Source organism: Clostridium sp. KLE 1755 (assembly GCF_000466465.2).
In the GTDB taxonomy this organism is placed as follows: domain Bacteria; phylum Bacillota; class Clostridia; order Lachnospirales; family Lachnospiraceae; genus Eisenbergiella; species Eisenbergiella porci.
Map to the genome: position 1 here is coordinate 13,876 of NZ_KE992707.1, position 26,022 is coordinate 39,897.

At 50.1% G+C, this 26,022-nt stretch carries 18 protein-coding genes; 17 read left to right on the top strand and 1 reads right to left on the bottom strand.

The features are described from left to right. The first annotated feature begins 218 nt into the window (after positions 1 to 218). From HMPREF1548_RS12850 to HMPREF1548_RS12910, 13 genes are all read left to right on the top strand, one after another. Positions 219 to 824 (top strand): HdeD family acid-resistance protein, encoded by a 606-nt coding sequence (locus HMPREF1548_RS12850; RefSeq protein ID WP_021636610.1) that lies wholly within the window; start codon positions 219 to 221, stop codon positions 822 to 824. A 134-nt stretch (positions 825 to 958) separates the two neighbouring features. Next, a complete protein-coding gene (locus HMPREF1548_RS12855) occupies positions 959 to 1,834 on the top strand; it encodes an aldose 1-epimerase family protein (RefSeq protein WP_021636611.1) in 876 nt (291 codons plus the stop codon). Positions 1,835 to 1,916: 82 nt separating this feature from the next. After that, complete coding sequence (locus HMPREF1548_RS12860) at positions 1,917 to 3,311, top strand: MATE family efflux transporter (protein WP_025488956.1); 1,395 nt, start codon at positions 1,917 to 1,919, stop codon at positions 3,309 to 3,311. A gap of 2 nt (positions 3,312 to 3,313) precedes the next feature. After that, the gene (locus tag HMPREF1548_RS12865; protein WP_021636613.1) at positions 3,314 to 4,036 is read left to right on the top strand and encodes a histidine phosphatase family protein; all 723 of its coding nucleotides are present in this window, start codon (positions 3,314 to 3,316) and stop codon (positions 4,034 to 4,036) included. Between the two features lie 196 nt (positions 4,037 to 4,232). After that, complete coding sequence (locus HMPREF1548_RS12870) at positions 4,233 to 4,451, top strand: cation transporter (RefSeq protein WP_021636614.1); 219 nt, start codon at positions 4,233 to 4,235, stop codon at positions 4,449 to 4,451. Positions 4,452 to 4,678: 227 nt separating this feature from the next. Further along, positions 4,679 to 5,434 (top strand): ABC transporter ATP-binding protein, encoded by a 756-nt coding sequence (locus HMPREF1548_RS12875; RefSeq protein ID WP_021636616.1) that lies wholly within the window; start codon positions 4,679 to 4,681, stop codon positions 5,432 to 5,434. Continuing rightward, entirely contained in the window at positions 5,418 to 6,335 is a 918-nt protein-coding gene (locus HMPREF1548_RS12880) for a SufB/SufD family protein (RefSeq protein ID WP_502690628.1), read from the top strand. The genes HMPREF1548_RS12875 and HMPREF1548_RS12880 overlap by 17 nt, the downstream gene beginning before the upstream one ends. Positions 6,336 to 6,612: 277 nt before the next feature. Beyond that, positions 6,613 to 11,175: an InlB B-repeat-containing protein gene (locus HMPREF1548_RS12885; protein ID WP_198168635.1), complete on the top strand. Its 4,563-nt coding sequence runs from the start codon at positions 6,613 to 6,615 to the stop codon at positions 11,173 to 11,175. 14 nt (positions 11,176 to 11,189) lie between these two features. After that, entirely contained in the window at positions 11,190 to 11,552 is a 363-nt protein-coding gene (locus HMPREF1548_RS12890) for a hypothetical protein (protein ID WP_021636620.1), read from the top strand. Continuing rightward, positions 11,536 to 12,084 (top strand): signal peptidase I, encoded by a 549-nt coding sequence (gene lepB / locus HMPREF1548_RS12895; protein ID WP_021636621.1) that lies wholly within the window; start codon positions 11,536 to 11,538, stop codon positions 12,082 to 12,084. Before HMPREF1548_RS12890 ends, lepB begins: the two co-directional genes overlap by 17 nt. 81 nt (positions 12,085 to 12,165) lie before the next feature. After that, positions 12,166 to 13,173 carry a DUF7601 domain-containing protein gene (locus HMPREF1548_RS12900; protein ID WP_021636622.1) on the top strand — a complete coding sequence of 336 codons (1,008 nt, stop codon included), beginning with the start codon at positions 12,166 to 12,168 and terminating at the stop codon, positions 13,171 to 13,173. A gap of 62 nt (positions 13,174 to 13,235) precedes the next feature. Beyond that, positions 13,236 to 14,063 (top strand): class B sortase, encoded by an 828-nt coding sequence (gene srtB, locus HMPREF1548_RS12905; RefSeq protein ID WP_021636623.1) that lies wholly within the window; start codon positions 13,236 to 13,238, stop codon positions 14,061 to 14,063. 13 nt (positions 14,064 to 14,076) lie between these two features. Further along, positions 14,077 to 14,826, top strand: coding sequence for a streptococcal pilin isopeptide linkage domain-containing protein (locus HMPREF1548_RS12910; RefSeq protein WP_021636624.1), 750 nt, complete (start codon positions 14,077 to 14,079; stop codon positions 14,824 to 14,826). Positions 14,827 to 14,896: 70 nt separating this feature from the next. Here HMPREF1548_RS12910 and HMPREF1548_RS12915 read toward each other — a convergent pair whose 3' ends face one another. After that, a complete protein-coding gene (locus HMPREF1548_RS12915) occupies positions 14,897 to 15,742 on the bottom strand; it encodes an AraC family transcriptional regulator (protein WP_021636625.1) in 846 nt (281 codons plus the stop codon). 361 nt (positions 15,743 to 16,103) lie between these two features. Between HMPREF1548_RS12915 and HMPREF1548_RS12920 the strand changes: the two genes are divergently transcribed. The 4 genes from HMPREF1548_RS12920 (at position 16,104) to HMPREF1548_RS12935 (ending at position 25,916) form a co-directional block, all read left to right on the top strand. After that, entirely contained in the window at positions 16,104 to 17,057 is a 954-nt protein-coding gene (locus HMPREF1548_RS12920; protein WP_021636627.1) for an aldose epimerase family protein, read from the top strand. Further along, the gene (locus HMPREF1548_RS12925; protein ID WP_021636628.1) at positions 17,058 to 20,381 is read left to right on the top strand and encodes a DUF5107 domain-containing protein; all 3,324 of its coding nucleotides are present in this window, start codon (positions 17,058 to 17,060) and stop codon (positions 20,379 to 20,381) included. A gap of 397 nt (positions 20,382 to 20,778) precedes the next feature. Continuing rightward, positions 20,779 to 24,219: a J domain-containing protein gene (locus HMPREF1548_RS12930; RefSeq protein ID WP_021636631.1), complete on the top strand. Its 3,441-nt coding sequence runs from the start codon at positions 20,779 to 20,781 to the stop codon at positions 24,217 to 24,219. After that, positions 24,216 to 25,916 carry a molecular chaperone HscC gene (locus HMPREF1548_RS12935; protein WP_021636632.1) on the top strand — a complete coding sequence of 567 codons (1,701 nt, stop codon included), beginning with the start codon at positions 24,216 to 24,218 and terminating at the stop codon, positions 25,914 to 25,916. Before HMPREF1548_RS12930 ends, HMPREF1548_RS12935 begins: the two co-directional genes overlap by 4 nt. The last annotated feature ends 106 nt before the right edge of the window (positions 25,917 to 26,022 follow it).

Consider the following 26,022-nt stretch of genomic DNA (forward strand, 5'->3'; position numbering starts at 1 on the left):
AATAGTAACAGTTCAGGCAGGTCTGCGCATTTACTGCGCAGACAGTGAGAAAATGTGGTGGCAGCAGGCATCCGACCGTCGCCGAAGGCGATTTTTAATGGGCGTATGCGGTAACAGTTCGGCCCAAGACTGTACTGTTACGTAGAATATGCTGTGACTTTAGCCGTACAGGCCCTGGCCGCAGAAGCGGAGGAACCGCAGAGGGGAGCTTGAATTAAATGAAAGATTTTATGCAGGAGCTGAAGCTTAATTTTATTTTAACCGCGCTGTTCTGTATTGTATGCGGAGTGGTGTTGTTCGTATGGCCGGATGTGTCGGCCAGAATCGTGTGTATGGTGCTGGGAGCCATTCTGGTACTGATGGGAGCGGTCTATCTGGTAAGCTTCTTTTCCTCCCCTGCGGGATCGTTCATGAAGCAGATCCACCTGCTGCTCACGATCTGTTTCGTGGCCATCGGTGTATGGATTCTGCTGAAGCCGGAATTCGTAATCAGGCTGATTCCGGTGATTGTGGGGATTATCATTATTCTCCACGGCATTTACGATTTGCAGCAGGCGGTTTACCTGTGCAGGGCGAAGTACAGCTTCTGGTGGCTGGCCCTGCTGTTTGCAGTGCTGACCGTGGCTTTCGGGGGCGTCCTGATCTGGAATCCTTTTGAGGCGATGAATATTGCCGTTAAATTTATCGGCGTTTTCCTGGTATTTGACGGTGTTTCCGATCTGTGGATTTTTTCCAGGGCACGGCGTGTGACGAAGATTATCCGGGACGCGGTGGAAAACGGAATGGACGGCAGCCTGTATGGGGATGATGACATTATCGACTGAGGGAAGCTGATATGTTTATCCTGACCTGTGCGGTGCTTTAGCAGTACAATTGCGGATATAAAGCGGTAGTGGTATGGTTGGCTTTAATCGTGGTGCACTGCATATGTTACAATTCCATAAAAAGGAGGAGCGGTATGGGGTATTTTGAGCTGGACAATGGGAAAATTACGGCCCGGATAGCATCGTTTGGGGCAGAGCTTCAGTCACTGAAGGATGCCGGAAGCGGCAGGGAATATATGTGGAGCGGCGATCCGGCATACTGGAAGAGAGTGTCTCCGGTGCTTTTTCCATTGGTAGGAAATTATAAGAATAAAAAAACCAGCTTCGGCGGACAGGAATATGTCATGTCACAGCATGGCTTTGCAAGGGATCGGGAGTTTACGCGGATATCCGGTACGGATACGGAAATCTGGCTGGCGCTGGATTCGGATGTGGAGACAAGGAAAAGTTATCCCTTTGATTTCCGGCTGGAGCTGGGGTATCGTCTGAAGGACAGAACCCTGGAAGTGCTCTGGCGGGTGAAAAATACGGACAGCAGGAAAATCTGGTTTTCCATCGGAGGGCATCCGGCCTTTGTCTGCCCTTTGAATGAAGAGGGAAATAAAGACGGCTATGCCTTGCAGTTTGATACGGCAGGACCGGTGGAAACAAGGATTATAGGACCGGACGGCCTGGCGACGGATGAGCATGAGGAATATCTTCTGGAGGATGGAAGGCTTCCGGTAAAGGAAGCGCTTTTCGACAGGGATGCGCTGGTGCTTGAGGGCGGACAGGCCCATTCTCTGGGACTGGTGGATCCAAAGGGAAATACTTTTGTGACGGTCCGGTTTGACGCGCCTCTTTTCGGCATCTGGTCGCCGCCGGGGAAAAATGCGCCTTTTATCTGTGTTGAGCCCTGGTATGGAAGATGCGATCACAGGGATTTCAACGGCACGCTGGAGGAACGGGAATGGAGCAATTCCCTGGAAGCGGGCGGCGAATTTAACGCTTCCTACAGCATCAGCGTGTAGCATATTTTAAAACTAAAAAAAGAAAACGGCAGCCCCGCATAATTACGGGGCTGTAATATTGAAAACAGGGGATTTACATAAAGTGAGCTTACGGAAAAAACTGATAGGGACAAAAGACTTTTACAAGCTGGTGCTGTCTGTGGCGGTGCCGATAATGATTCAGAACGGAATCACTAATTTTGTGGGACTGCTGGACAATATTATGGTCGGGCAGGTAGGAACGGAGCAGATGTCGGGAGTTGCTGTTGCCAACCAGCTGCTTTTTGTGTTTAATATCTGCATTTTTGGCGCAATATCGGGGGCCGGAATTTTTGGCGCCCAGTTTTACGGATGCGGAAATTATGAGGGCGTGCGGAATGCGTTCCGGTTCAAGCTGTGGTTCTGCGCGGCGCTGGTGCTGCTTGGCATCGCTGTGTTCATCGGCGGCGGGGAAAGCCTGATTTCCCTCTATCTGCATGAAAGCTCGGAGGCGGGGGATGTGGCAAGGACGCTTTCCTTCGGCTACAGCTACCTGCTATGCATGCTTTTCGGGCTGGCTCCGTATGCGTTGTCGCAGGCGTATTCCAGTACGCTGCGTGAGTCGGGGGAGACCATGCTTCCCATGAAGGCCGGGATTGCGGCGGTGCTGGTAAACCTGGTATTGAATTATATCCTGATATACGGAAAGTTCGGTGCGCCTGCCCTGGGTGTTGTGGGCGCGGCGATTGCCACTGTAATCTCCAGATATGTGGAGTGCCTGATTGTGGTGCTTTGGACGCATGTCCACCGGGAGCGCGCGCCGTATATGGAAGGCGTGTACCGGACGCTGAAAATACCCTCTCATCTGATTGGGCAGATTGTGATCAAGGGGCTGCCGCTGATGTTAAATGAGACGTTGTGGTCCGCAGGCATGGCGATTATGATGCAGTGCTATTCCATGCGGGGGCTGGCGGTTATTGCCGGGCTTAACATATCCTCCACGATTTCCAACCTCTTCAACGTGGTTTTCCTGGCGCTGGGGAATTCCGTTTCCATCATTATCGGCCAGCTTCTGGGCGCGGGAAAGATGGAAGAGGCGAAGGATACAGATACGAAGATGATCTTTTTCTCCGTGGTGAGCTGCCTGGGCATCGGCGCCGTGATGGCGGTGATTGCGCCGCTCTTCCCCAGAATGTACAATACGACGGATGAGGTGCGCCACCTGGCGGAGCAGTTTATCTGGATATCCGCGATGGTAATGCCGATCCAGGCCTTTATGCATGCCTGCTATTTCACGCTGCGTTCCGGAGGGAAAACCTTTATTACCTTCCTGTTTGACAGCGCATTCATGTGGGTGGTGAGCATACCGCTGGCCTTCTGCCTGAGCCGCTTTTCGGGCCTGCCTATCGTCCCGCTGTATCTGATATGTCAGATGGCGGATATAATCAAGTGTGTGATTGGGTTTATCCTTGTGAAAAAAGGAATATGGATACAAAACTTTGTTGCGGAGGAAGCATAGGGATGAGAATTATTTTTGTGAGACACGCGGAGCCGGATTACGCTAACGATACGCTGACGGAAAAGGGCTGGAGAGAGGCTGCGCTTCTGGCGGAGCGCGTGAGCGGATGGGATGTGACGGATTTTTATGTGTCGCCGCTGGGGAGAGCCCGGGATACGGCGTCGCTGAGCCTGAAAAAGATGGGCAGGACGGCTGAAACCTTTGACTGGCTGAGAGAGTTCCATGGCCCTGTCAACGATCCCACCAGAGGGGAAAATGTGATACCCTGGGATTTTTATCCGGAATACTGGACGAAAATACCTGAGATGTACGATAAGGACGGGTTCGGAAATACCGAAGTGATGAAGAGCGGCCGGGTGATGGAGGAGTACGTAAGAATTTCGGGTGAACTGGATGCGCTCCTGACAAAATACGGCTATGTGCGTGAGGGAGGGCTTTACCGTACCGGCAAAACGGAGGGCGCGGCGCATGATGCCACAATCGTCCTGTTCTGTCATATGGGCGTGACACTGTTTCTGTGCAGCCATCTTCTGGGCATTTCCCCGGTGGTGCTCACCAGCGGCTTCTTCCTGGCGCCTGCCTCAGTCACGGTGCTTGCTTCCGAGGAACGCTGTCCCGGAACGGCATATTTCCGCTGTCAGACGGCGGGGGATACCAGCCATCTGAGGGCCGGAGGGGAACCGGTTTCGGAAATGGGGTATTTTACGGAGCCGTTCCAGGGATAACAGGCATGGGGGGCCATGCAGAGGGAAAGAGTGCGGCGTTTCAAGGTTTGGCATATCAATAAAAAAGCAGGTTTGCCGCTTTAAAGTTTGGCGTTTCAATAAAAAAAGCATTGACAACAGCCTCTGTCTTTGTATAATATAATCATATGAACAATCAATCATATGTTTTGGCGAAATTTTCAGGAGGCTTATTATTATGAAGAAAAAATACAACCTTACCGATCTCGACTGCGCAAACTGCGCTGCAAAGATGGAGGACGCCATTAAGAAAATTGACGGCGTCAATAATGCGACCGTGAGCTTTATGGCGCAGAAGCTGACCATTGATGCGGATGACAGCCGTTTTGACAGCATCATGAAGGAAGTGGTAAACGTATGCCGCAAGGTTGAGCCGGACTGTGTTATTGAAATGTAAACCCGGCCGGGCCGGTTAACCGGACCGGTGCGGGAAATGTGTTGCAGCCCGGTCCTGGCATGCTCGCCTGCAGGCTGGGCTTTAACGGATATGCCTTAATATGGCAAACTTGTACTTGCAATGTATATCAGTATTGTGTACAATAAAAAGCAGTTCAGGAAAGACACAGGCAGGGGAATCCTCTGCCTGTATTTTATAGGAGTTTCAGACGAAAGAGGTGTACCCCCATGCTTGAAGTGAAACATCTTTCATACACGGTAACGGAGAACCAGGAAACGCTTCCCATCGTTGCCGATATCAGTTTTACCGTAAATGACGGCGAAATGCTTGTCATCACAGGCCCTAACGGAGGCGGCAAATCTACAATTGCCAAGCTCCTGATGGGAGTTATTAAGGAGACGGAGGGACAGATCCTTCTGGACGGAAGGGATATTACGCCGCTTACGATTGACCAGCGCGCCAATGCGGGAATCGGCTTTGCCTTCCAGCAGCCGCCCGCTTTTAAGGGGATGACCGTGCGCAGGCTTTTGAACCTGGCGGCGGGAAGTGAGCTGCCGGAGCATGTCAGCTGCAGGCTATTAAGCAGCGTCGGCCTGTGCGCGAAGGAATATCTGGACAGGGAGGTGGACGCCACGCTGTCCGGCGGAGAAAGAAAAAGAGTGGAAATTGCCACGGTGATGGCGAAGGATCATAAAGTAAGCATCTTCGATGAACCGGAGGCCGGAATCGATCTGTGGAGCTTTTCCATGCTGGTGAAGCAGTTTGAGCAGATTCACAGGGAGAAAAAGGAAAGCCTTGTCCTGATTTCCCATCAGGAAAGAATTATCCGCATGGCGGACCGCATCATGGTAGTCAGGGACGGCAGGGTGGAGAGCTGCGGCAGCAGGGATGAAATTGTCCCCATGCTTTTCCTTGACCAAGCGGGATGCACATGTCTGGACAGGGAAGGAGGAAACGGCAATGAAGCTGGATGCAGTTACTGATGGCGTATTAAGCAAAATAGATGACCTTGGCTTTAAGCAGGAGGGCGCTTTCAACCTGCGCTATAACGGACAGCCGCTTTGCCATGGTGATACGGAGCATATCAAAATCCGCAGGAAAGAGGATAAGCAGGGGATTGACGTGTATATCAGCCGTGAGGCACAGGGCGAGCAGGTGCATATTCCTGTAGTGGTATCCGCTTCCGGTATCACGGATGTGGTATACAATGATTTTTATGTGGAAGAGGGAGCCAACGTTACGATTGTGGCAGGCTGCGGCATCCATAACGATGGCTGCAACGACAGCCGGCATGATGGTATTCATGCCTTCCATGTGGGAAAGAATGCCAACGTTACCTATGCGGAGAAGCATTATGGAGAAGGAAGCGGCACCGGAGAGAGGATATTGAATCCTGTGACGCAGATTTTTCTGGAGGAGGGCGCCGTATTTACGCTTGATACGGCACAAATCGGCGGCGTGGATTCCACAGTGCGAAAAACTGAGGTTTCCATGGAGGCTGATGCGAAGCTGTTTGTGATGGAGAAGCTGATGACCCATGACAACCAGACCGCTGTTTCGGATATGACTGTGGAAATGAATGGCGCCGGAAGCTCGGCCCAGATCGTGTCCCGTTCCGTGGCGAAGGGCCATTCCGTTCAGACCTTCCACCCGATTGCCATCGGCAATGCGCTGTGCCATGCGCATGTACAGTGTGATTCCATTATCATGGATAAAGCGCAGATTTCCTCCATACCGGAGATCAACGCCAGGGATATTGACGCCCAGATCATTCATGAGGCGGCTATTGGAAGGATTAATAATGAACAGATACTGAAGCTCCGGACCTTCGGCATGACGGAGGAAGAGGCGGAAGCGGTGATTATAGAGGATTTCCTGGCATAAAAAAGTAAAACAGATAAGTTTTGATAGGACATTGGATTTTAATAATCCAATGTCTTATTTTTTTTCTCGGATTATCGTAATTGTAACACTTAATGTTACACGCAAAAGAGTATTATAAATATAAAAATATCTTTAGATGTGCATTTGTTAATCAGGAAGATGGGGGCAGGAAGGATAAAGATGTTTTTGGATTTGGCATTTTACTCACCCTGAAGAGTAAAGGCGGTTTTACAGGATGATTCACAGAAAATGCAAGGAGAGGCGGGAGGTATTCCTTATGAAAAGATTAGTAAGCAGGAAAAAAAGGAGTAAGGTGTCGCTGTTAATTTCCCTGATGCTGTGTGTTGTCTGTATTTGCGGACAAAGCGGTATTCCGCTGACTGTTTTCGCAGAAACAGAAACTCCGGTTTTCACAGAAGAGGCGCCTGTGTTGGATGAGGATGCCGGGGGCTCAGTAGAGACGGAAATGACCAGTGAATCCATAACCAGTACAGTGTCTGATCAAAATGGATCCGGAAGTAACGTGAAAGAGGGAAACGTGGTTCTGGAGACATCGGATGTCCCGGAGAAAAATGAGAAGGCTCCAGGGGAAGAGACCATGACCGTGTCTGAAACAGAGGAAGTACAGGAAAGTGAATCTGGGGAGCATTCCGGTACTGAGTCTGAGAGTATGCCCGGTTCTATGACGAATTCCTGCACAGTCTCCTTCAGTGTTGGCGCGGATGCAATAGCTGCAGGCGTTTCCGTACCGGAAAGCGTTTCTGTAAACGAGGATGAAACCATAGGAAACCTGCCTGTCCCTGTTTGGAATGATGAGGATGGAAAATCAGTAAAGGTCTTCGGCGGCTGGTATATGGATGAAGGATTTACCCGGAAATTTGATACAGGAACTCCTGTGAAAAGTAATATGACCGTCTATGCAAAATGGGATGTTTCAGAATCGGAAGATATTTCTGCGGACATTCTGGGGGCTCAGAACTCTTTATTAAAAGTAAAAATAAAACCAGAGGATTCCTGTACGGTTTCTTTCAACATAGGAGCTGAGGCAGCTGCAGCGGGGGTTTCTGTTTCGGGAGACATTACCGTAACTAAAAATAAAAATGCCGGCAGCCTTCCCGTCCCTGTTTGGAATAATACGGATGGAGAACCTGTAAAAGCCTTTGGCGGCTGGTATACAGGTGAAGATTTTTCAGAGGTGTTTGATTCGGAAACGGTTGTCAGCTCTGATATCACCTTATATGCAAAGTGGAACAGTCTTGATGAAAAAGAGCTTTATTATGTCAGCTTCTACAGCCGGGATGGAGCTTCCGTGTGCAGTACGATTTCCGTTTCAGAGGGACAGATGGTTAGCCCACCCGACCCTCCTGTTTTGGAAAATATGGTTTTCCTTGGGTGGTCGGAAACTATGCAGGAAGAGCCATTAGCTGAAGTTTCGGAAGAGATGGAATGGTTTGATTTTACGGTTGCTGTGAGTGCGGCAGCTGCAGATGGCGGAAATATATTAAAACTGTATGCATGGTATGGCGATTCCTTAGAAATGAATGAACAGAAGGATGATGTTCCGGCATTGGGGCTTTATAAGGTATCGTTTAGTATCGGGGCAGATGCAGAGGAAGCGGGCGTGGCCGTTCCGGAAGATGTTTTTGTAAATGAGAAGGGAACAGTGGACAACCTTCCCACCCCTGTCTGGATGGGAGAGGACGGAAATCCTGAAAAGGCTTTCGGCGGCTGGTACCTGGATGAAGAGTTTAAAACAGAATTTGATACGGACACAGTTATAAGTTCTGATACTGTTGTTTATGCTAAGTGGAACGGGTTTGATGAAGAAGACCTTTATTATGTCAATTTCTTCAATCAGGATGGTTCTGTTGTCTGCCTGACCCTTTCTGTAGAAGAGAACAGAACCGTAAATCCTCCTGACAATGCTCCTGTAGTGGAGAACAAGATTTTCCGCGGCTGGTCATCAGTTTTACAGGGGGATTCCCTGGTAACTGATATTGTAAAATTTGATTTTTCAATAACGGTGAGTGAAGCGGTTACGGATGGCAGCAACACTTTGAATCTATATGCATGGTATGGTGATGAGGTCAGTGTAAGTTTTGTATCCAATGGCGGCATGGCGGTTCCGACAGCTGTTATTGCGGCAGGAGAGATGGTGGAAGAACCGATAACCGAACGGGAAGGCTATACCTTCCGCGGCTGGTCCGAAAGTAATACGGAATTTATGGAATTTGATTTCACTGCTCCTGTAATTACCAGCATAACTCTGTATGCTTTCTGGGAGCCGAAGCTGGTTCCGGTTACGCTGGTTTATATGTATGAGAATGCGAATGATAGTGAATATTCTCCTGCTGGAGCCGGACAGACTGTTTATGCGCCTGCGGGCAGTTATCTGTCCATACGGAAAAATAATATTACAGCTTTGAATCAAACGCATGACATTATATATTCCAATGATGCGGGAGGGGAAGCAGTGGGGAATGCTTCCGGCAATGCGTCGGGTACGGGCAGAGCCACGCTGCCGGATATCCGCGAAACTTATTTTCAGTATTCTTCTGCTTCCAATAACCGTTTTGTAATGCCGGATGGATCTACGGTTATGCTTATATATTATAATCGTGCCCGGGTTACGCTGAAATTTACCTATGGCCTTTCCAACAATGCCTCAATTGATGTGAATGCACGGATAAGCGCTGCTGACCAGGCTAAATATAATGTTCAGTATATTGAAAAACAAGTAGGTTACTGGACTAAGTATAATGTCTTTGACTATTCATTTACAGCGAAATACGGAGAAAACATTGTACCGGTCTGGCCGCAGATTGGATGGGTGGAAAATGACAGCTCCGGAGGAAATCAGTTCTATGGCTGGAGGAAAAGCAATAACGATATTCAGGTTACAAATATGTACACTTTAGAAAGGGATCTGTTTAATCAACGTTACATAACTAATGGTGTACTGGTTTGCACCGGAAATCTTCCGGCAGTGGCAAAAGTAGTATCCGTCCTATGGGCTATCTATGCGCGGACAACGCTTCCCGGTGAAAGACCTGATTTTGTATCTGACGGTAAGAATTATACAATTTATACGGAAGCTTGCCAAAAGTTATATATTGAAAGCACTACAAACTTAGGCTATAAACAATTAGAAGGATGTACCCCTATCAGTGGAACTCCGACTTTTGAGGGCCGCTATCGTAATATAGGTAGCAATACTATTAGCGCGAATAATAGATATAGTGTAAGAACCGCAGATAATAGTTCTATGCAGCAGGTATTTGACAGTATATTCCCTGATCAGATTAATCATGGGACAAGTAACAGGGATCCTGGTGACAGGTGCCAGATTCTGCTCTATGACCGCAATAAAATTTCTCTTTCGCTTCACGTAAACGATGATACATACGGAATAAACGTACAAAAGGAGGACTACCTTTACAACGATTGGATTTATAACGATGATACCGATTTGCTTAAAACCGTGGAAGCGGGAATGGATAAAAAGAATTACATATTTGCGGGTTGGTATACGGATTCCAGGTTTACTGACGGTACCCAGTATGTTCCTGATATAAACTCAAGAATTTCCGGAAACATGGAACTTTATGCCAAATGGGAACCAAATCAGTTTACGGCAAGGTTCTACCTCTATACGGACGATGAATCAGTCCCTTACCGCGAGGAAGGCTTTGCGGAAGGAGGCAGGATTACGGACTGGACGGTTCCGCCCGCAGTGCAGGATATTTTTCTTGGTTGGTACTGGTATCAGGACGGCAGGCTGCAGCCCTTTGATTTTACTTCTGCCGTGGGCCAAAATCATGTGGACCAGGATGGAATCCTCAAGCTTTATGCCAGATGGAACGGCACGGAAGGTAAGGTCAGCTATCTTCCCGGTGCAGGCGGAGATAACAGTACACAGGAGGTCTTTGACGAACGAAAATATGAGATTAATGCGGCCAGCGTCATGCTGCCTTCTTACGATTCTGTCTGGAAAGATAATTCTGTACCTTCAGACAAGAGTATGACCTTTGTTGGCTGGAAAGCGCCAAATGGGGCAATTTATCAGCCGGGCAGATATGTTCCTGTAACCCGTATCCTCATGCAGTTTGAAGCCCAGTGGTCCAGGGATGCCGTAAAGCTAATTTATAATGCTAACGGCGGAAGTGGAAATGATGTGAGCGAAACCTGGGATCGTGGGAGCGTTGTAACTGTCTGGGATAATATGGATGCTTCTACTCCTCATTTCGTGCGTCAGGGATATGAGCTGGCCGGCTGGGATGAAAACAGTAATGCCGAGGTTCCATCCTATAAGCTGGGAGAAGGAAGCATTACGTTAACAAGTGATATAACAATCTTATATGCTATCTGGAGACCCATTTCTATTGATGTAACCATCAGGAAAATGGTTGCTGGCAGTATGGGAGATATAACGAAGAGCTTTGATTTTATTGTTTCCTGTGACCGGGAAATGGCGGAGGGAGACGGTTATACCCTCTCGGAAGGCAGCAAGGAAGCAAGGTTCAGCCTGAAGCACGATGGCAGCATAGTGTTGAAGGGAGTAAGAACAGGCTCTACCCTGACTATTTACGAAAGCAATGCGGATGGATATGAGATGACGTTTACGGTGGGCACGGATCCGAAGGAACTCAGTGAAGGTTCCTATACCATTCCGCTGAATGCTTCAGAACCGATTAATATAACTGTAATAAACCGTAAGGAGGGGGAGATTCCCGATACCGGTGTTTTACTTGATTCCGTACCATATATTTTGATTCTGATGATTGTAATAGTCGGTACGTTTATGTTCCTGAGGAAGCGCAGGAATCATGATGACGATTAATTGAGGAGGTGTAAATGAAAAAATTCAACCGGCATCAGGAACAAAGCGATGGCGCTATAGGTTCCGTTTCGCAGATGCAGAAGGATATGGAGCGCGGTTCACCGCAGAAAGAGGAGCGGCTGCGTATCAAAAAATGGCTGAAAGAGGTTCGCTTTAAAAAAACTATCTTGGGTGGAGTCAATGAAGCGGATGTGTGGAAGAAAATTGCTGAGCTCAATGAGCTGTATGAAGCCGAACTGGCCGCTGAACGGATTCGGTATGACGTTCTTCTGAAGGAATATGCGGATTATGAAGCAAAGCGGCTGGAAAAAGTAATATGTGAAAAAAGTAAAAACATTACGGAAATGGAGAAAGCTGGTGATGAAACAGAATACTAAAAATCAATCTATTGCAGAAATCATCAGCAGACGCAGAGAGAATGTTCTTGTAAGACAGGACGGTGTAAGTCTCCTGTTGCGTATCCTGTTTCTCACACTGGCAGTATGGTTCCTGTTTACCAGGGTGTTTTTCATTACACAGGCCAGCGGAAATGCCATGTTTCCGGCCATAAAGGATGGGGATCTGGTGATAGGCTTCCGCCTGCAGCAGGATTATGCCAAGAATGATGTGGTAGTCTGCCATATCAACGGGCAACAGTACATCGGACGTATTCTTGCAAGACAGGGGGATACGGTTATGCTGGATGAAAGCGGAAAGCTGCTGATAAATGGAACCGCACAAAACGGAGAGATCCTGTATCCCACCTATGCTGAGGAAGGGCTGGAATACCCACTGACAGTACCGGAAAACCATGTGTTTATCCTGGGAGATTACCGTACGCAGACCGTTGACAGCCGGGACTTTGGGCCGGTACCGATGGAGTGTGTGGCGGGGAAGGTCATCACCATTCTCCGCAGACGGGGATTATAGCCCCCATGAAACAGATGCTTTGATCAGTACGGAAGTACTGAATCAGCATACAACCCATTAAAGGAAAGGGAGGAAATCCAAATGAAGAAAATTTTATCCATTGTGTTCGCTATTGTTCTTATGCTGAGCATGGGCACCGTTGCATTGGCTGCGGAAGGGAATTATACGGACATGTCCCAAGTAACAATTACCAAGGAGTATAAACTGACGAATCCTGGTACGACATCACCTGCCGAGACATTTACTTTCAGTGAACTGACCAATGTCTCCGTTACAGATGCTGCGGAAGGAGTAACTGTAGAGAATATGCCGACTCCTACAATTGGCAGTATAAGCTATGAATTGGGGGAAGCGGGTTCCGAAAATATGAAAAAGACCGCTGTCATAACCTTGCCTGATAATTATAGTAGCGTTGGCGTTTATACCTATTCATTCAAAGAAATTCCAGGAAAAACCGCTGGTGTTACATATTATGATAAGGAGATTAAGCTGGTGGTAACCGTTCTGCAGGGGGAGAATGGCAGGCTCCGTGTAGCTGCAGTTCATACCGAGGCAGAGGACGGGGATAAAGCCGATAAATTCCCGAATGAATATTCCGCAGGTTCCCTGGCAATCGCCAAGGTAGTTACCGGAAATATGGGAGATAAGGAAAAGTACTTTAAGGTGACCGTTACCCTCACTGGCGAAAAAGAAAAAGGCTATGCTACCTCTTACAGCGTTACAGGCGGCAGTTATGAGGAGAATCCGGAAATCATTGAAATCGGAATCCCTACAGATTTTTATCTGAAACACGATGATACCATTACCATTGAAAACCTGCCTTATGGTGTTACCTATACCGTTGCAGAAGCTGATTATACAAAGGATGAGGAGGGGAATGATGATTATGATAAAGCGGCCTATACTTTATCAGATGGAAACTGTAAAATAGACTCCGCTTCCGATACGGTGACAATTACCAACAATAAAGATATGGATATTGATACCGGCGTCATTCTTGACAATGTTCCTTATGTTCTGATTCTGGCCTGTGTCTTTGGCGGTATGAGTGTATTTTTCGCAAAGAAACGCAGCTCCCGTGAAAAGTAACGGAGAAGTATGTTAACGATGTAAATTCCTGCCGTCGGGTACAGAGGGCGTTTCGGCCCTCTGTGAATCCGACAGTCTGGTGTGATGGAAAGGAGCAGGGCTGTCAGATAAGCCTGTTTCAATTTATGATAAAAATCCTGTTAAAAGCCGTGAATTTTATAGTCAGCTTCATTGTGTTTTTTTCCCTCTGTACCGCCGGAGTATATGCAGCCTATGCTTTATGGGATAACAGCCGTATTTATGCGGCTGCCAAAGATGTACAGGCGGACATGCTGAAACTGAAGCCTCAAACACAGGATGTGGAAAACGGCGCCTCCTTTGAGGAGCTGCTGGCCGTTAACCCGGATGTATGCGCCTGGGTGAGCCTGGATAACACCAAGGTGGACTATCCTGTTTTACAGGGAGATACGAATCTGGCTTATATCAATAAAGACGTTTACGGCAATTTTGCCCTTGCGGGAAGTATATTTCTGGATTCCCGCAATGACAGAACCTTTGCTGACACCTATTCCCTGCTGTATGGGCATCATATGGAAAACAGCGGAATGTTCGGAGATCTTGAGTTATATAAAAAGAAAGCATTTTTCGATGATAATACCACGGGAATGCTGATACTGCCCGACAGGGCATATAAACTGGAAATCCTTGCCTGCCTTATAATTCCGGTTTCGGATGATTTTATTTTTAATACGGAGCAGTGGCAGGCTGATATAGATGGAGAGCTTGCTTATATAGAGGAAAACGCATTGTATCTTCATGAGAATACTCTGGAAGAGGTGAACAGGCTTAAGGAACCTAAGCTGCTTGCCCTGTCTACCTGCTCTACGGAGTTTACAGATGCGCGAACCATTATTCTGGCTGTAATGAAACCTTATCAGACAGCGGATTAGAAGGAGGGGGCACATGAAAAAGAAGACTATCAGCATATTTACGGCATTGCTGTGGATGGTGATCTGTACTATGCTCAATGCACAGACAGCCTTTGCGGCCGGGGAAGCGGGGATTTCCATACCGGTGAAGATTTCCCTTTCGGGAACACTCCCCTCCAGGGCGGAGGACTTCACAGTAAAGCTGTCTGCAGGACACGAGTCGTATCCCATGCCGGACGGCGCAGAGAATGGGGTGTACTCCATGGTTATCACTGGAGGAGGCAGCGGGAATTTTCCAATGATAACTTATGACAGACCGGGAATTTATACTTATACGGTCTATCAGGAACCGGGAACAAATGCGAAATGCACCTATGACCGCACCATATACAATTTGACGGTCTATATTGTCAATGCCGAAGACGGCAGCGGTCTGGAAGCTGCCGCTGTACTTCATCCCTCAACGGGAGGGGATAAGCTTGCCGGTGTGGAATTCAGAAATCAATATGAGACGGAAGGGACTCCGCCGCCTGAAGATACGCCGGGAACACCGTCAACACCGGGGACGCCTGCTGTGCCAGCTACAGCGGTGCTCGGAGACAGCGCGGCTCCTGTGATAGAAATCCCTGAAGCCCAGATCGGTGTTTTAGGTGAGGCCCAAGGTCCGGGTACGTCAGATATGACGCCTGTGATTTCCTGGCTTATGGTATTTGCGGGTGCGGCGGCAGTATTAGGCGGCTTTGGTTTTTGGAACAGGAGGAAACGCAGCCAGGATAAAAAATAAAGGCAAAACAGGAATTTAAGTCATTTAAAAACAGAGTATCGGATAAATTCCAGTATCCGATACTCTGTTTTTATGGCTTCTTTTTATCCGCAATCCGTTCCCGGTACTCCGAAGGTGAAAGCCCCATTTCCTTCCGAAACTGCTTCGTGAAATGGGACTGGTATTCATAGTCCATCCATTCGGCGATTTCCTTCACGGGAAGATCTGTTTTTTCCAACATTTCACAGGCCTTATCCATCCGCATGCGGGTGATGAAGCACTGCGGGGACATGCCGGTATTTTTCTTGAATATGCGGTAGACCTGGGAGGTGTCCAGCCGCATGTAGTTTGCCAGGTTTTCGATTGTGATCCGGGAGCGGATATTCCGCCGGACATAGATGACGGCGTCGTCAAAGCGGGAAAAGCTGACGATGTCAGGTTCTTTCTTTTCTTTTTCCTCATTCAGTTCTATCAGCCGGCCGGCGAACAGGTAGAAATAGCCTTTAATGGAGGCGATGTTTTTGCCGGTTCGGCTCTCATTGTAAATATTCTTGATGCAGGTTTCCAGAAAATCATCCTTATCATAATGAAAAATCAGATGCTCTTCGTCCAATCCGGCTTTTTCCAGAAGTGCGGCAGCGCGCCTGCCGAAAAAGGCAACCCAACACAGATCCCAGGGTTCCTTTTTATCCGCCGTATGTACGATTGTGGTGCCGGGAGTGATTAGAAAACCATCGTTTGCGGACAGATGGAAGATGCGCTGCCCTACCCGGTAGGTACCCTTCCCCCGGGTGACAAAATGAATGAGATAGTAGTCCCGGGTATCCTTGCCGTAGCTGTAATTGGGAGATGTAGAGCAGAAGCCGGAGTGGAACACAACGATGTCATCGTCAATATCCGGTTTCTCCGGGTATATATACTGATCATAAACAAGCATGGCAGCAGTCCCTCCTTATTTCCAGTGTAAAGGGCGGCAGGAGAAAATGCAAGATTTATATAAATGACTGCATGCATTTATTATAGCTTTTCTTTTGATGCCATCTTATAATAAGCCCATAAAGTGATTCCGGGGAAGGAAAAATTCCGAAACAGGGGATATTTATGCGTGAAAATGTATAAGTAAGGTTCAATACGGGCAGCCAAAAGGCGGACGGCCGTAAGTCAGACAGATAAAAGACGAACAGTTAAAAGCCATAGGACTAAAAGCCAGACAAATAAAAGTCAGACAAATAAAAGCCAGACAGCCGTCAGGCTTCGGGGAGACTATGGCAGCAGGCTGATGATTCTGGAGGTTACATATGATGGAGGGCAATGAATTTTTGACACTGGAAAATGAAGCGCTATCGGTGCGCATCCTGCCCGGGCTGGGAGGCAAAATCACTTCCCTGCGCCTGAAGGAAAATGATTTTGAACTGGCAGCTCCCAATACGGGAGGGGAATACCGGCAGCCGCAGGAGGATTACGGGAAGGAAGACACAGCAGCGGCGCAGGATGGGGATACCGGGCCGGATTTTTCCAGGTATGACGCTTCCGGACTGGATGATGCGTTCCCCAACATAGACGCCTGTGTGACACAGTGGGAGGGAAGGACGTACTGCTATCCGGATCACGGAGAGATATGGAGCCACCCTTTTACTGTGTGTGAGACCCCGGAGGGGCCGTTGCTTTCCTGGGAAAGCAGCAGGTTCGGTTATCTGTATGAGAAGCGGTTTTCCCTGTCGGGCAATTCCCTTTTCATCCGTTACCGGATAGAAAACAGGTCCGAAACAGCCTTTCCCTGGCTGTGGACCTTCCACGGCCTGATGCGTTATGAGGAGGATATGCGGCTGCTTTTGCCTGAAGATTTTGAAAGGTACCGCTGTGTGGCCGACCATCCGGTGATGGGGGCGGCGGGAAGCATCCTGGAGGCGGTGAACGGCCGCTATGATTTTACCAGGGTGCCGAAGGCTGAAAGCCATTCGGCGGTAAAATATTACGGGGAGGGCAGGAGCCATGCGGGACAGTGCGGCCTGTGGTATCCTTCCCGGGAAGTGCGCTGCACTTTGAAATATGATGCAAATAAGCTGCCCTATCTGGGCGTATGGATCACCGCAGGCGGCTACAGGGGAGATTATAACTGCGCGCTGGAGCCGGCCACCGGTTTTTATGACGATGTCCCAAGGGCAATAAAAAACGGCACCATCCGTGTGCTGGAGCCGGGCGGGGAGTTCGCTTTCACATTGGAAATCAGTCTGAGAAAGGAGAAGCAATAAATGGAACACGGTAAAGCAAAGGTCTGGGAGGAAAATGTGGTAATCCCCACCTATGGAATCGGGGAACCCAATAAAAATCCCATGTTTCTGGAAAAAAGAGTGTATCAGGGAAGCTCGGGCAAGGTATATCCCCATCCCGTCATCGATAAAATCTATGATGAAAAAAAGGATGTAACCTACCGCGCCGTTTTCCTGGAAAACGATTATCTGAAAATCATGGTGCTTCCGGAGCTGGGAGGAAGAATCCAGAGAGCCACGGATAAAACCAACAATTATGATTTCGTCTATTATAATCATGTGATTAAGCCGGCGCTGGTAGGCCTGGCAGGTCCCTGGATTTCAGGAGGCATTGAGTTCAACTGGCCGCAGCACCACAGGCCCAGCACCTATGATCCGGTGTCCTTCCATATGCAGGAAAACGAAGACGGCAGCGCCACCGTTATGGTGGGCGAGGTGGAGAACATGTTTCGCACCAAGGGAAACGCCTATTTTACCCTGTACCCGGATAAAGCCTGGCTGGAAATCCGCGCCCAGCTTTACAACCGGACCAGCGTGCCCCAGACCTTCCTCTGGTGGGCCAATCCGGCGGTGCCCGTCAATGACAACACCCAGTCCGTGTTCCCGCCGGATGTGCATGCGGTGATGGATCACGGCAAAAGGGACGTATCCCGTTTTCCCATAGCCATGGGAACCTATTATAAAACGGACTATTCCGCAGGTGTGGACATTTCCCGGTATAAAAACATCCCGGTTCCCACGTCCTACATGGCCTGCCATTCCGACTATGATTTCGTTGGCGGGTATGATTACGGGAAAGAGGCGGGAATCCTGCATATCGCGGATCATCATATTGCGCCCGGCAAGAAGCAGTGGACCTGGGGCTGCGGGGAATTCGGCCAGGCCTGGGATCGGAACCTGACGGATGAGGACGGCCCCTATGTGGAGCTGATGACCGGCTGCTTTACGGATAATCAGCCTGACTTTTCCTGGCTGGCTCCCTATGAGGAAAAGACCTTTACCCAGTATTTCATGCCCTACAAGGGTGTGGGCATGGTGAAGAATGCCACACTGGACGCTGCCGTGGGACTGGAAACGGAAGGCGGGAACGCTGTCGTGACCGTTTATACCATGGGCGAGGAGCAAGTAAAAATCCGTCTGACACGCGGAGAGCAGATCCTTTTTGAGGAGGACGCACAGCTGGATCCCGGCCTGCATTACAGGAAGGAAGTGAAGCTGCCGGAGGATATCAGGGAAGAGGAGCTTCTGGTTCAGGTGATTTCTGAGGAAGGAAAGGAACTGGTATCCTACAGGCCCAAGAAGGAGGAAGTGGTTAAGATACCGGAGCCTGCCAGGGCAGCCCCTGCACCTGAGGATGCGGCAAGCTGCGAGGATCTGTATCTGTACGGCCTGCATCTGGAGCAGTACCGCCATGCCACCTATGATCCGGCGGATTATTACAGAGAGGGGCTTCGCAGGGACGGCAGCGACATCCGCTTAAACAACGCTTACGGAAAGCTGCTGTTTAACAGAGGGCTGTTCGCGGAAAGCGAACCTTATTTCCGCAGGGCGGTGGAGAAGCAGCTGCGCTCCAATCCCAACCCCTATGACGGGGAGCCTCTTTACCAGCTGGGCCTTTCCCTGAAATTCCAGGGGAAAATGCAGGAAGCCTATGACGCGTTTTACAAAGCCACATGGAACGGAGCCTGGCAGGACGCGGCCTTCTATCAGCTGGCCTGTATTGACTGTGCCGGAGGGGATTTTGCAGCCGCCCTTTCCCATATAGAAAGATCCCTTGTGAGAAACTACCATAACATCAAGGCAAGAAACCTGAAATCCTGTCTTCTCAGAAAAATGGGAAGGACAGAAGAGGCAAAGGAATGGACGTTTTCGACTATCGCTATTGACGGGCTGGATGCAAACAGCCGCAGAGAGCTGAGGATGATTGCAGAGAAAGAGGGCGCGGCAGACGATGTACAGCTGTCCTGGGAGGAAAAACGTATTTTAAACGGCAATCATAATACCTGCCTGGAAATGGCCATGGATTACATGGAAGCGGGAGACTTTGAAGATGCGCGCGGCGTGCTTACGAATTTCGCAGGGGATTTTGCGGATAAAACAAAGGTATATCCTCTCATTTATGCAGCCCTTTCCTATTGTGCGGCGCAGCTGGGGGATAAGACGGAGGCGCTTTCCATGGCGCAGCGCTGTGAGGAGGCCTGCAGTGATTACTGCTTCCCACACCGCCTGGAGGATATCGTGATTCTGGAGCATGTGCGCCGGATCCTGCCGGAAGGAAGCAAGGCGCCCTATTATCTGGGAAATCTGTGGTACGATAAAAAGCAGTACGACAGGGCGCTGGAATGCTGGGAATATTCCAGAGAAAGAGATGGCACCTTCCCTACGGTACACCGCAACCTGGCGCTGGTGTATTACAACAAGAAGCAGGAAGCAGATAAAGCGCTTGCTTCCCTGGAGAAGGCATATATGCTTAATACCGGGGATTCCCGTGTGTTCATGGAGCTGGATCAGCTTTATAAGAAGGTTGGCAGAAGCCCTGAGGAAAGGGCGGCGTTGCTGGAGGCGCATATGGAACAGACCCGGGACAGGGATGATCTGTATGTGGAATATATCACTCTGCTGAATATCCTGGGAAGGCATGAAGAGGCATTGGAACGGACCCTGGGCAGGCAGTTCCATCCATGGGAAGGCGGAGAGGGCAAGATTCCAAAGCAGTATGTGACAGCCCTTTTGCAGCTGGCCAAAGAACATAATGCCAGGGGAGAGTATGCCCGGGCGGAGGAACTGCTCCGTCAGGCGGCAGGCTCCTATCCCTGGAATCTGGGAGAGGGCAAGCTTTACGGCGCCCAGGAAAACCACATCTATTATTATCTGGGCTGCACGCTGGAGGCACAGGGAAGGGCGGAAGAAGCCGCGGAATGCTTTGCAAAGGCCTCCACAGGTATTTCGGAGCCGGTAGGAGCGATGTACTACAATGACCAGCCACCGGAAATGATTTATTACCAGGGCTTGGCCCTCCTGAAGCTGGGACGGCAGAAGGAGGCGTACGGACGCTTCAATAAGCTGATAGCTTACGGAGAAGCCCATCTGTTTGACGAGATGAAGATTGACTACTTTGCGGTTTCCCTGCCTGATCTCCTCATATTCGAAGAGGATCTGAACAGGAAGAACGTAAGCCACTGCCTGTTTATGAAAGGGCTGGGCCATCTGGGCAGGAAGGAAACGCAGCGTGCGGAGGAATGCTTTGAGGAAATCCGCACAAAGGATTCCGGTTTTTATGATGCGAATATCCGTAATATATTTTAATTAACAGGTAAAAAATCTGATTATTATGGCAATTTCCGGTTTGAAATGGAAATTGCCATATTTTTTTCCTGAAAAACAAGCTGTGCGGATAACAGATACGTTGAAAAATACGGTTTACGCAGATCAGGCTGAAAACGGGTTACTGTTCACGGAGTGAACAGTAACTGCATAAATCCATTAAAAATCGCCTGCGGCGATGGGATTTATGCACTCTTGAATCACTTTCTTACGTACTGTGCAGTAAATGCACAGTACTGAGTGAACAGTAATGAAAACGGCTCCTTTTTTCTATGTGTCTGTTTTTCTTTGTTGAAAGTAAAAATCCAACATAGTAAAATAGTATTCATGAGCGGGAAGATCGGATGCTGGGTGAAAGATTAACAGAGGTGATGCGACAATGGACGAAAAACAGATATGGCTGGTATTGGAAACAGAACCCACAAAGGAGGAAGAGCAGATAAAGCAGGCTTACAGAAGGAAGCTTGCGCGGACCAACCCGGAGGATGATCCGGAAGGGTTCAAACGTCTGCGGGAGGCTTATGAGCAGGCGCTGCGTCTGGCGGCGCAAACGCAGGAGCCTGAGGAGGAGCTGCCGGAGGGACCGGTGGGGGACTGGCTTTGGGAGGTGAAGGAAGCCTATGGCAGGCTGTCCTCCAGGCTGGATACAGAATTGTGGACAAGTCTGCTGGAACAGGATGTCTGTGTGGATCTGGAGACGGCGCTGGAAGCAAGGGACGGCCTGCTGCGCTTTCTGATGGATCACTTCCGTCTGCCCTCGGAAATCTGGAAAATCATAGACGAGAAATTTTCCCTGATGGAGGATATGGAGGATCTGGGAGAAAAGTTCCCCGGTGATTTCCTGCAATATGTGCAGAACAAATGCACCCAGGAGGAATGGTTCCCCTATGCCCTTTTTGAAGGGGAGGAGGACGCGGATTATGATACGTGGCTTTCCTGTTTTTACGAAATGCGCAGCGCATGGCAGGAAGGGAATACGGAAAAAGCGGAAAGCCTGTATGAGGATCTGGGAAAAACAGGAATCAGCCACCCTTACGCAGCCGCGGTCTATGCCGCCGTACTGGTGCAGAAGGATAAAAAGGAAGAGGCACGCAGGCTGATGGAAGAGGTGACGGAAAAGACGCCGGAGGATCCCTGGCTGAGGGATATTGCCGGGCAGGTCAGGCAGGCGGCGGGAGACGAGGACGGCGCTTACCTGGATTTCCTGGCGGTGCTTGAAAAGGAGCCTGTAAGCTATCTGCCGTGCCTGCGGTGCAGCCAGTTCGAAATGAAACGGGGAAAAGAGGAGGAAGCCAAAAAGCGTTTGATCGCGCTGGTGGACGCCGGCTATGACACGCAGGATGTAAGAGATGCCATCCATGAGGTCAATGGACGGCTGATTCCCCTGTACCGGAAAAACTGGGAGGCGGAAAAGGAAAACCTTTCCCTGTTTTTCAAGCTGGGCTGGTGCCTTTTACAGAATGAGGACAGTAAAACAGGAGTTTCTCTGATGGAGGGGATCGTCCCGGATCAGGCAAACTCCGCGGAGTATCACAGCCTGCTGGGCCGTTTTTATTACAATGAAAAGGAATATGCAAAGGCGGAGGAGCAGTTCCTCTCCTGGCTGGAAAGCATCCGTCTGGAACCGGCGGTAACGGAAAGCCAGAAGGCGGAGCTGCCCGCCCGTTTCGGTACCGCCTACAGCCTTCTGGCGGCCTCCAGGAAGATGCAGGAGGATTATGAAGGGGCGTTGGAGGCGGCCGGGAAAGCGCTGGAGCAGCGGGAAGACGCCGCCTACTACCAGCAGAAGGCGGATGCGCTTTTCAAGCTGGGGAGATATCAGGAAAGCGTGGATGTGTGCGATATTATTCTGGGGCTTAACGACGGCTACCTGCCCGCCCTTGTGACCAGGCAGGAGGACTACTATGCGCTGCATATGGCGCAGCAGGTGGTGGATGATTTCTACCGGATTAAGGAAATTTATGCGGCGCTGCCCCGGCCCTATGAGCTGGCGGCCGATGTTTTCCAGATTTACAGGCAGTATAAGGACGTGCTTCATATTGTGGAACAGGCCGCGCAGGCGGAGGTGGACAGCCGGAAGCTGGATCTGATGGAGGTGAAGGCAAAGAGGGCATTGGCCGAGGAAAAGGAGCAGTATGAGGAGGTGCTGAAGCTTTCCGGCGGGCTGCTTAAGAAGCTGGAGGAGGAGCGCAAGACGGACGGAGACAGCGGCGGGGAGGCAGTTTCCGAGCTGGATCGCAGGGAAGCGGAGGTTTTCCGGGAAATGGCGTTGTGCCACTCGAGCCTTGGAGAACTGAAAAATGCACTGGAGCTGATAGATAACGCTATCCGTTTTGACCCGTCAGCCTATGTTTATGTGTGGGTGAAGGGAGATCTGCTTTATCAGAACGGTTCCTTTACCCAGGCGCTGAAGGTTTATGAAGAGGTGAAGGAGCAGATACCGGATAACGCGAATATCTGGACGGACATGGCTGCCTGCCATAGGAAGGGCGGCCGGGAGGAAGAGGAAAGGGAGTGCCTGGAGGAGGCGGTGCGGCTGGATCCGGAGCACCCCAGCGCCTGCGGGCGCCTTGCGGCCATCTACCGGGAAAAGTACAGTAGCCGGGAGCGCAGGGAGGATTACGACAAGGCGCTGGACTATGCCTGCAGGCAGCTGAAGCAGACCCCCACAGCCTATTATTATATTGAAAGGGGACAGCTTTACATAGAGAGCTGCGAATGGGAAAAGGCGCAGGAGGATTTCAGGGAGGCCGCCAGGCTGGAACCTGACAATGCCTATGCTTACTACAACTGGGCCTGCATGCTGAAGCATGCGGGACAGTATGAGGAAGCGGTAGAAATGTTTGAGAAGGCGATTTCGCTGCGCACGGAAAAGGAATCCACCGTTTTTTTCAGAGGGCTGGGAGAATGCTATGAAAGAATGAACCAGCTGGATCGGGCGGCCGCCGCCTATGAGAAAAATATTGCGGAATTCCCTGAATCCGCCGCTGTGCGTTGGGATTATGTGAAGCTTCTGGAGAAGATCGGGACGCCGGAGCTTCTGGAGAGAGCCAGACAGATCCTGGAGGAGATCCTGAAGCTGAAGGGAGTGCGCAAGGCCTACTATCAGTCGAAGCTGGCCGGGATTTATGAGCAGATGGGAGAATATCAGACTGCCATAGAGCTTTGTGAGCGGGCCATGCGGGAGGAGGCGGAATATCTGCGTCCGTACCTTACGCTGGCGGAGCTTTACCTGGACAGCTTAAGAGATGGCAAAAAGGCGGCAAAGACTTTTAAATCAGCCCAGTCCTTCCTGAAAAAAACAGACTCTCTGTATGAGGAATATGTAAATGATATGACGAAAATATCAGCTTTTCGGGGGGAATGGAAGGAAGCCCGCAGCTACGCGGATGAATCCATTGGCATTATCGAAAAGAAGTACGGTTCCCTGAAGGAATATCTGTCGGCGAAAAAGTACAGGAATGCCAGACTGTTTGCGGTGGGAAAGCTGTTTTATTATTCCGGCAGGCTTACGGAAGCGGCGCAATGCTTCCATGCAATGGCTCCCTGCATGAAGGCGCAGGAGCCGGAGGGGGAAGCGGCCGGATCTTACAGGGGAAGAATCTGCCAGCAATGTACTGAGCCTGCATGCTGGGAGTATTATCAGGCGCTGGGAATGCTTGCGGAGGCGGCGGAGGATTATGATGCGGCCTGCGGCTATTACCGCACGGCATTTGAGATCGGAGGAAGAAACATCTGTATTGAAAAGAGTCTGGAGGAGTGCACGAAGGCCGCCGGACGGGCGGGTAAGACAAAGAACAGGAAAGGGAAAAAAGAATGATTATAGGAATTGACCTGGGGACGACAAACAGCCTGGCCGCTTATTTTACGCAGGAGGGGCCGAAAATCATACCGAACCGTCTGGGACACCATCTTACGCCGTCCGTAGTGAGCATGGATGAGGAAAATCAGATTTATGTGGGAAAGACCGCCAAGGAGAGAATGGCGCTCTATCCCGGCACTGCCGCCGAGGTTTTCAAGCGCAGCATGGGAACCGGCAGAAAATACCGGTTAGGGAAAAAGGAATTTTTGGCAGAGGAGCTTTCTTCCTTTGTCCTGCGTTCCCTGAAGGAGGATGCGGAAAGCTTTCTGGGCGAGGAGGTGACGGAAGCGGTAATCAGCGTGCCCGCCTATTTTAACGATTCCAGGAGAAAAGCGACCAAGCGCGCGGGAGAGCTGGCCGGGCTGAAGGTGGAGCGGATTATTAGCGAGCCTACCGCCGCAGCGATCGCCTATGGGCTGTATGAAAAAAAGGGAGCAAGCAAGTTCCTGGTATTTGATCTGGGCGGGGGCACCTTTGACGTCTCCATCCTGGAAATGTACGACAACATCCTGGAGGTCCGCGCCGTGGCCGGGGATAATTTCCTGGGCGGGGAGGATTTTACCGAGGTCCTTTACCAGCTGTTTTTAAAACGCCGGGGGCTGGAGGAAGAAACGCTGAGCCTGAAAACGCGGCTTTACCTGAAAAAACAGGCGGAGCTGTGCAAGCTGGGCTTTTCGGAGGAACGCTCCAGCGTGATGCGCTGTGTGATGGATGGGGAGGAATGGGAGGAGACGTTTAAAATATCGGAGTACGAGGAAGCCTGCGCTCCGCTGTTTGAAAAAATACGCAAGCCCGTGAAACGGAGCCTTTCCGACGCCGGCATCCGTCTGTCCCAGATAGACGAGGTGGTGCTTGTGGGAGGCGCAACCAAGCTTCCCATCGTGCGCCAGTTTATCGGCAGGCTTTTCCGCCGGGTGCCCGATACCCACATCAATCCCGATGAGGCTGTGGCGCTGGGAGCGGCGATCCAGGCTGCCATGAAGGACAGAAACGATGCCATCCGCGAGGTGATCCTTACCGATGTCTGCTCCTTTACCCTGGGAACGGAGGTGGCTGTGAAGGAACGCATTTCCGGCCAGTATGAGAGCGGGCATTTCTGCCCCATCATTGAAAGGAACACGGTGATACCCGCCAGCAGGACGGAGCGTTTTTATACAATTTATGATGATCAGACCAAGATTAGCATCCCTGTCCTCCAGGGGGAGAGCCGCTTTGCCTCCAATAACCTGCTCCTTGGAAGGGTAGAGCTTGAGGTGCCCAAAAACAAGGCGGGAGAGGAAGCGATAGACATCACCTATACCTATGATATCAATTCTATCCTGGAGGTGGAAGCCACCGTGGTTTCCACCCAGGAGATGACGCGGAAAATCATCAAGGGTGAAGAGGTGCAGATGACTGATGAGGAAATCGAAGAACGGTTCCGGGAGCTTTCCTTCCTGAAAATCCATCCCCGCGATCAGGAGGAGAACAAGCTGCTGCTGCTGAAATGCGAACGCCTCTATGAAGAGAGCCTGGGCGACAAGCGCATGGCCATTGAGCTGGAGCTGAGAAAATTCGAGGCCGCTCTGGATACCAGGGACAATGGGAAAATTGAAACGGCCAGGGAGGAATTGAAGGAGGCGCTGAAAGAGCTGGATGAGTTCTGGGAGGACTGAGCTGGACAATGGCGGCTGTTGGGTGCTAATGGAAGACAAAAAAAGACATATTAGGGCCAGAGGTCTTTATTCCCGAGAGCAACGAGCCAAGTATCCATGCTTGCAT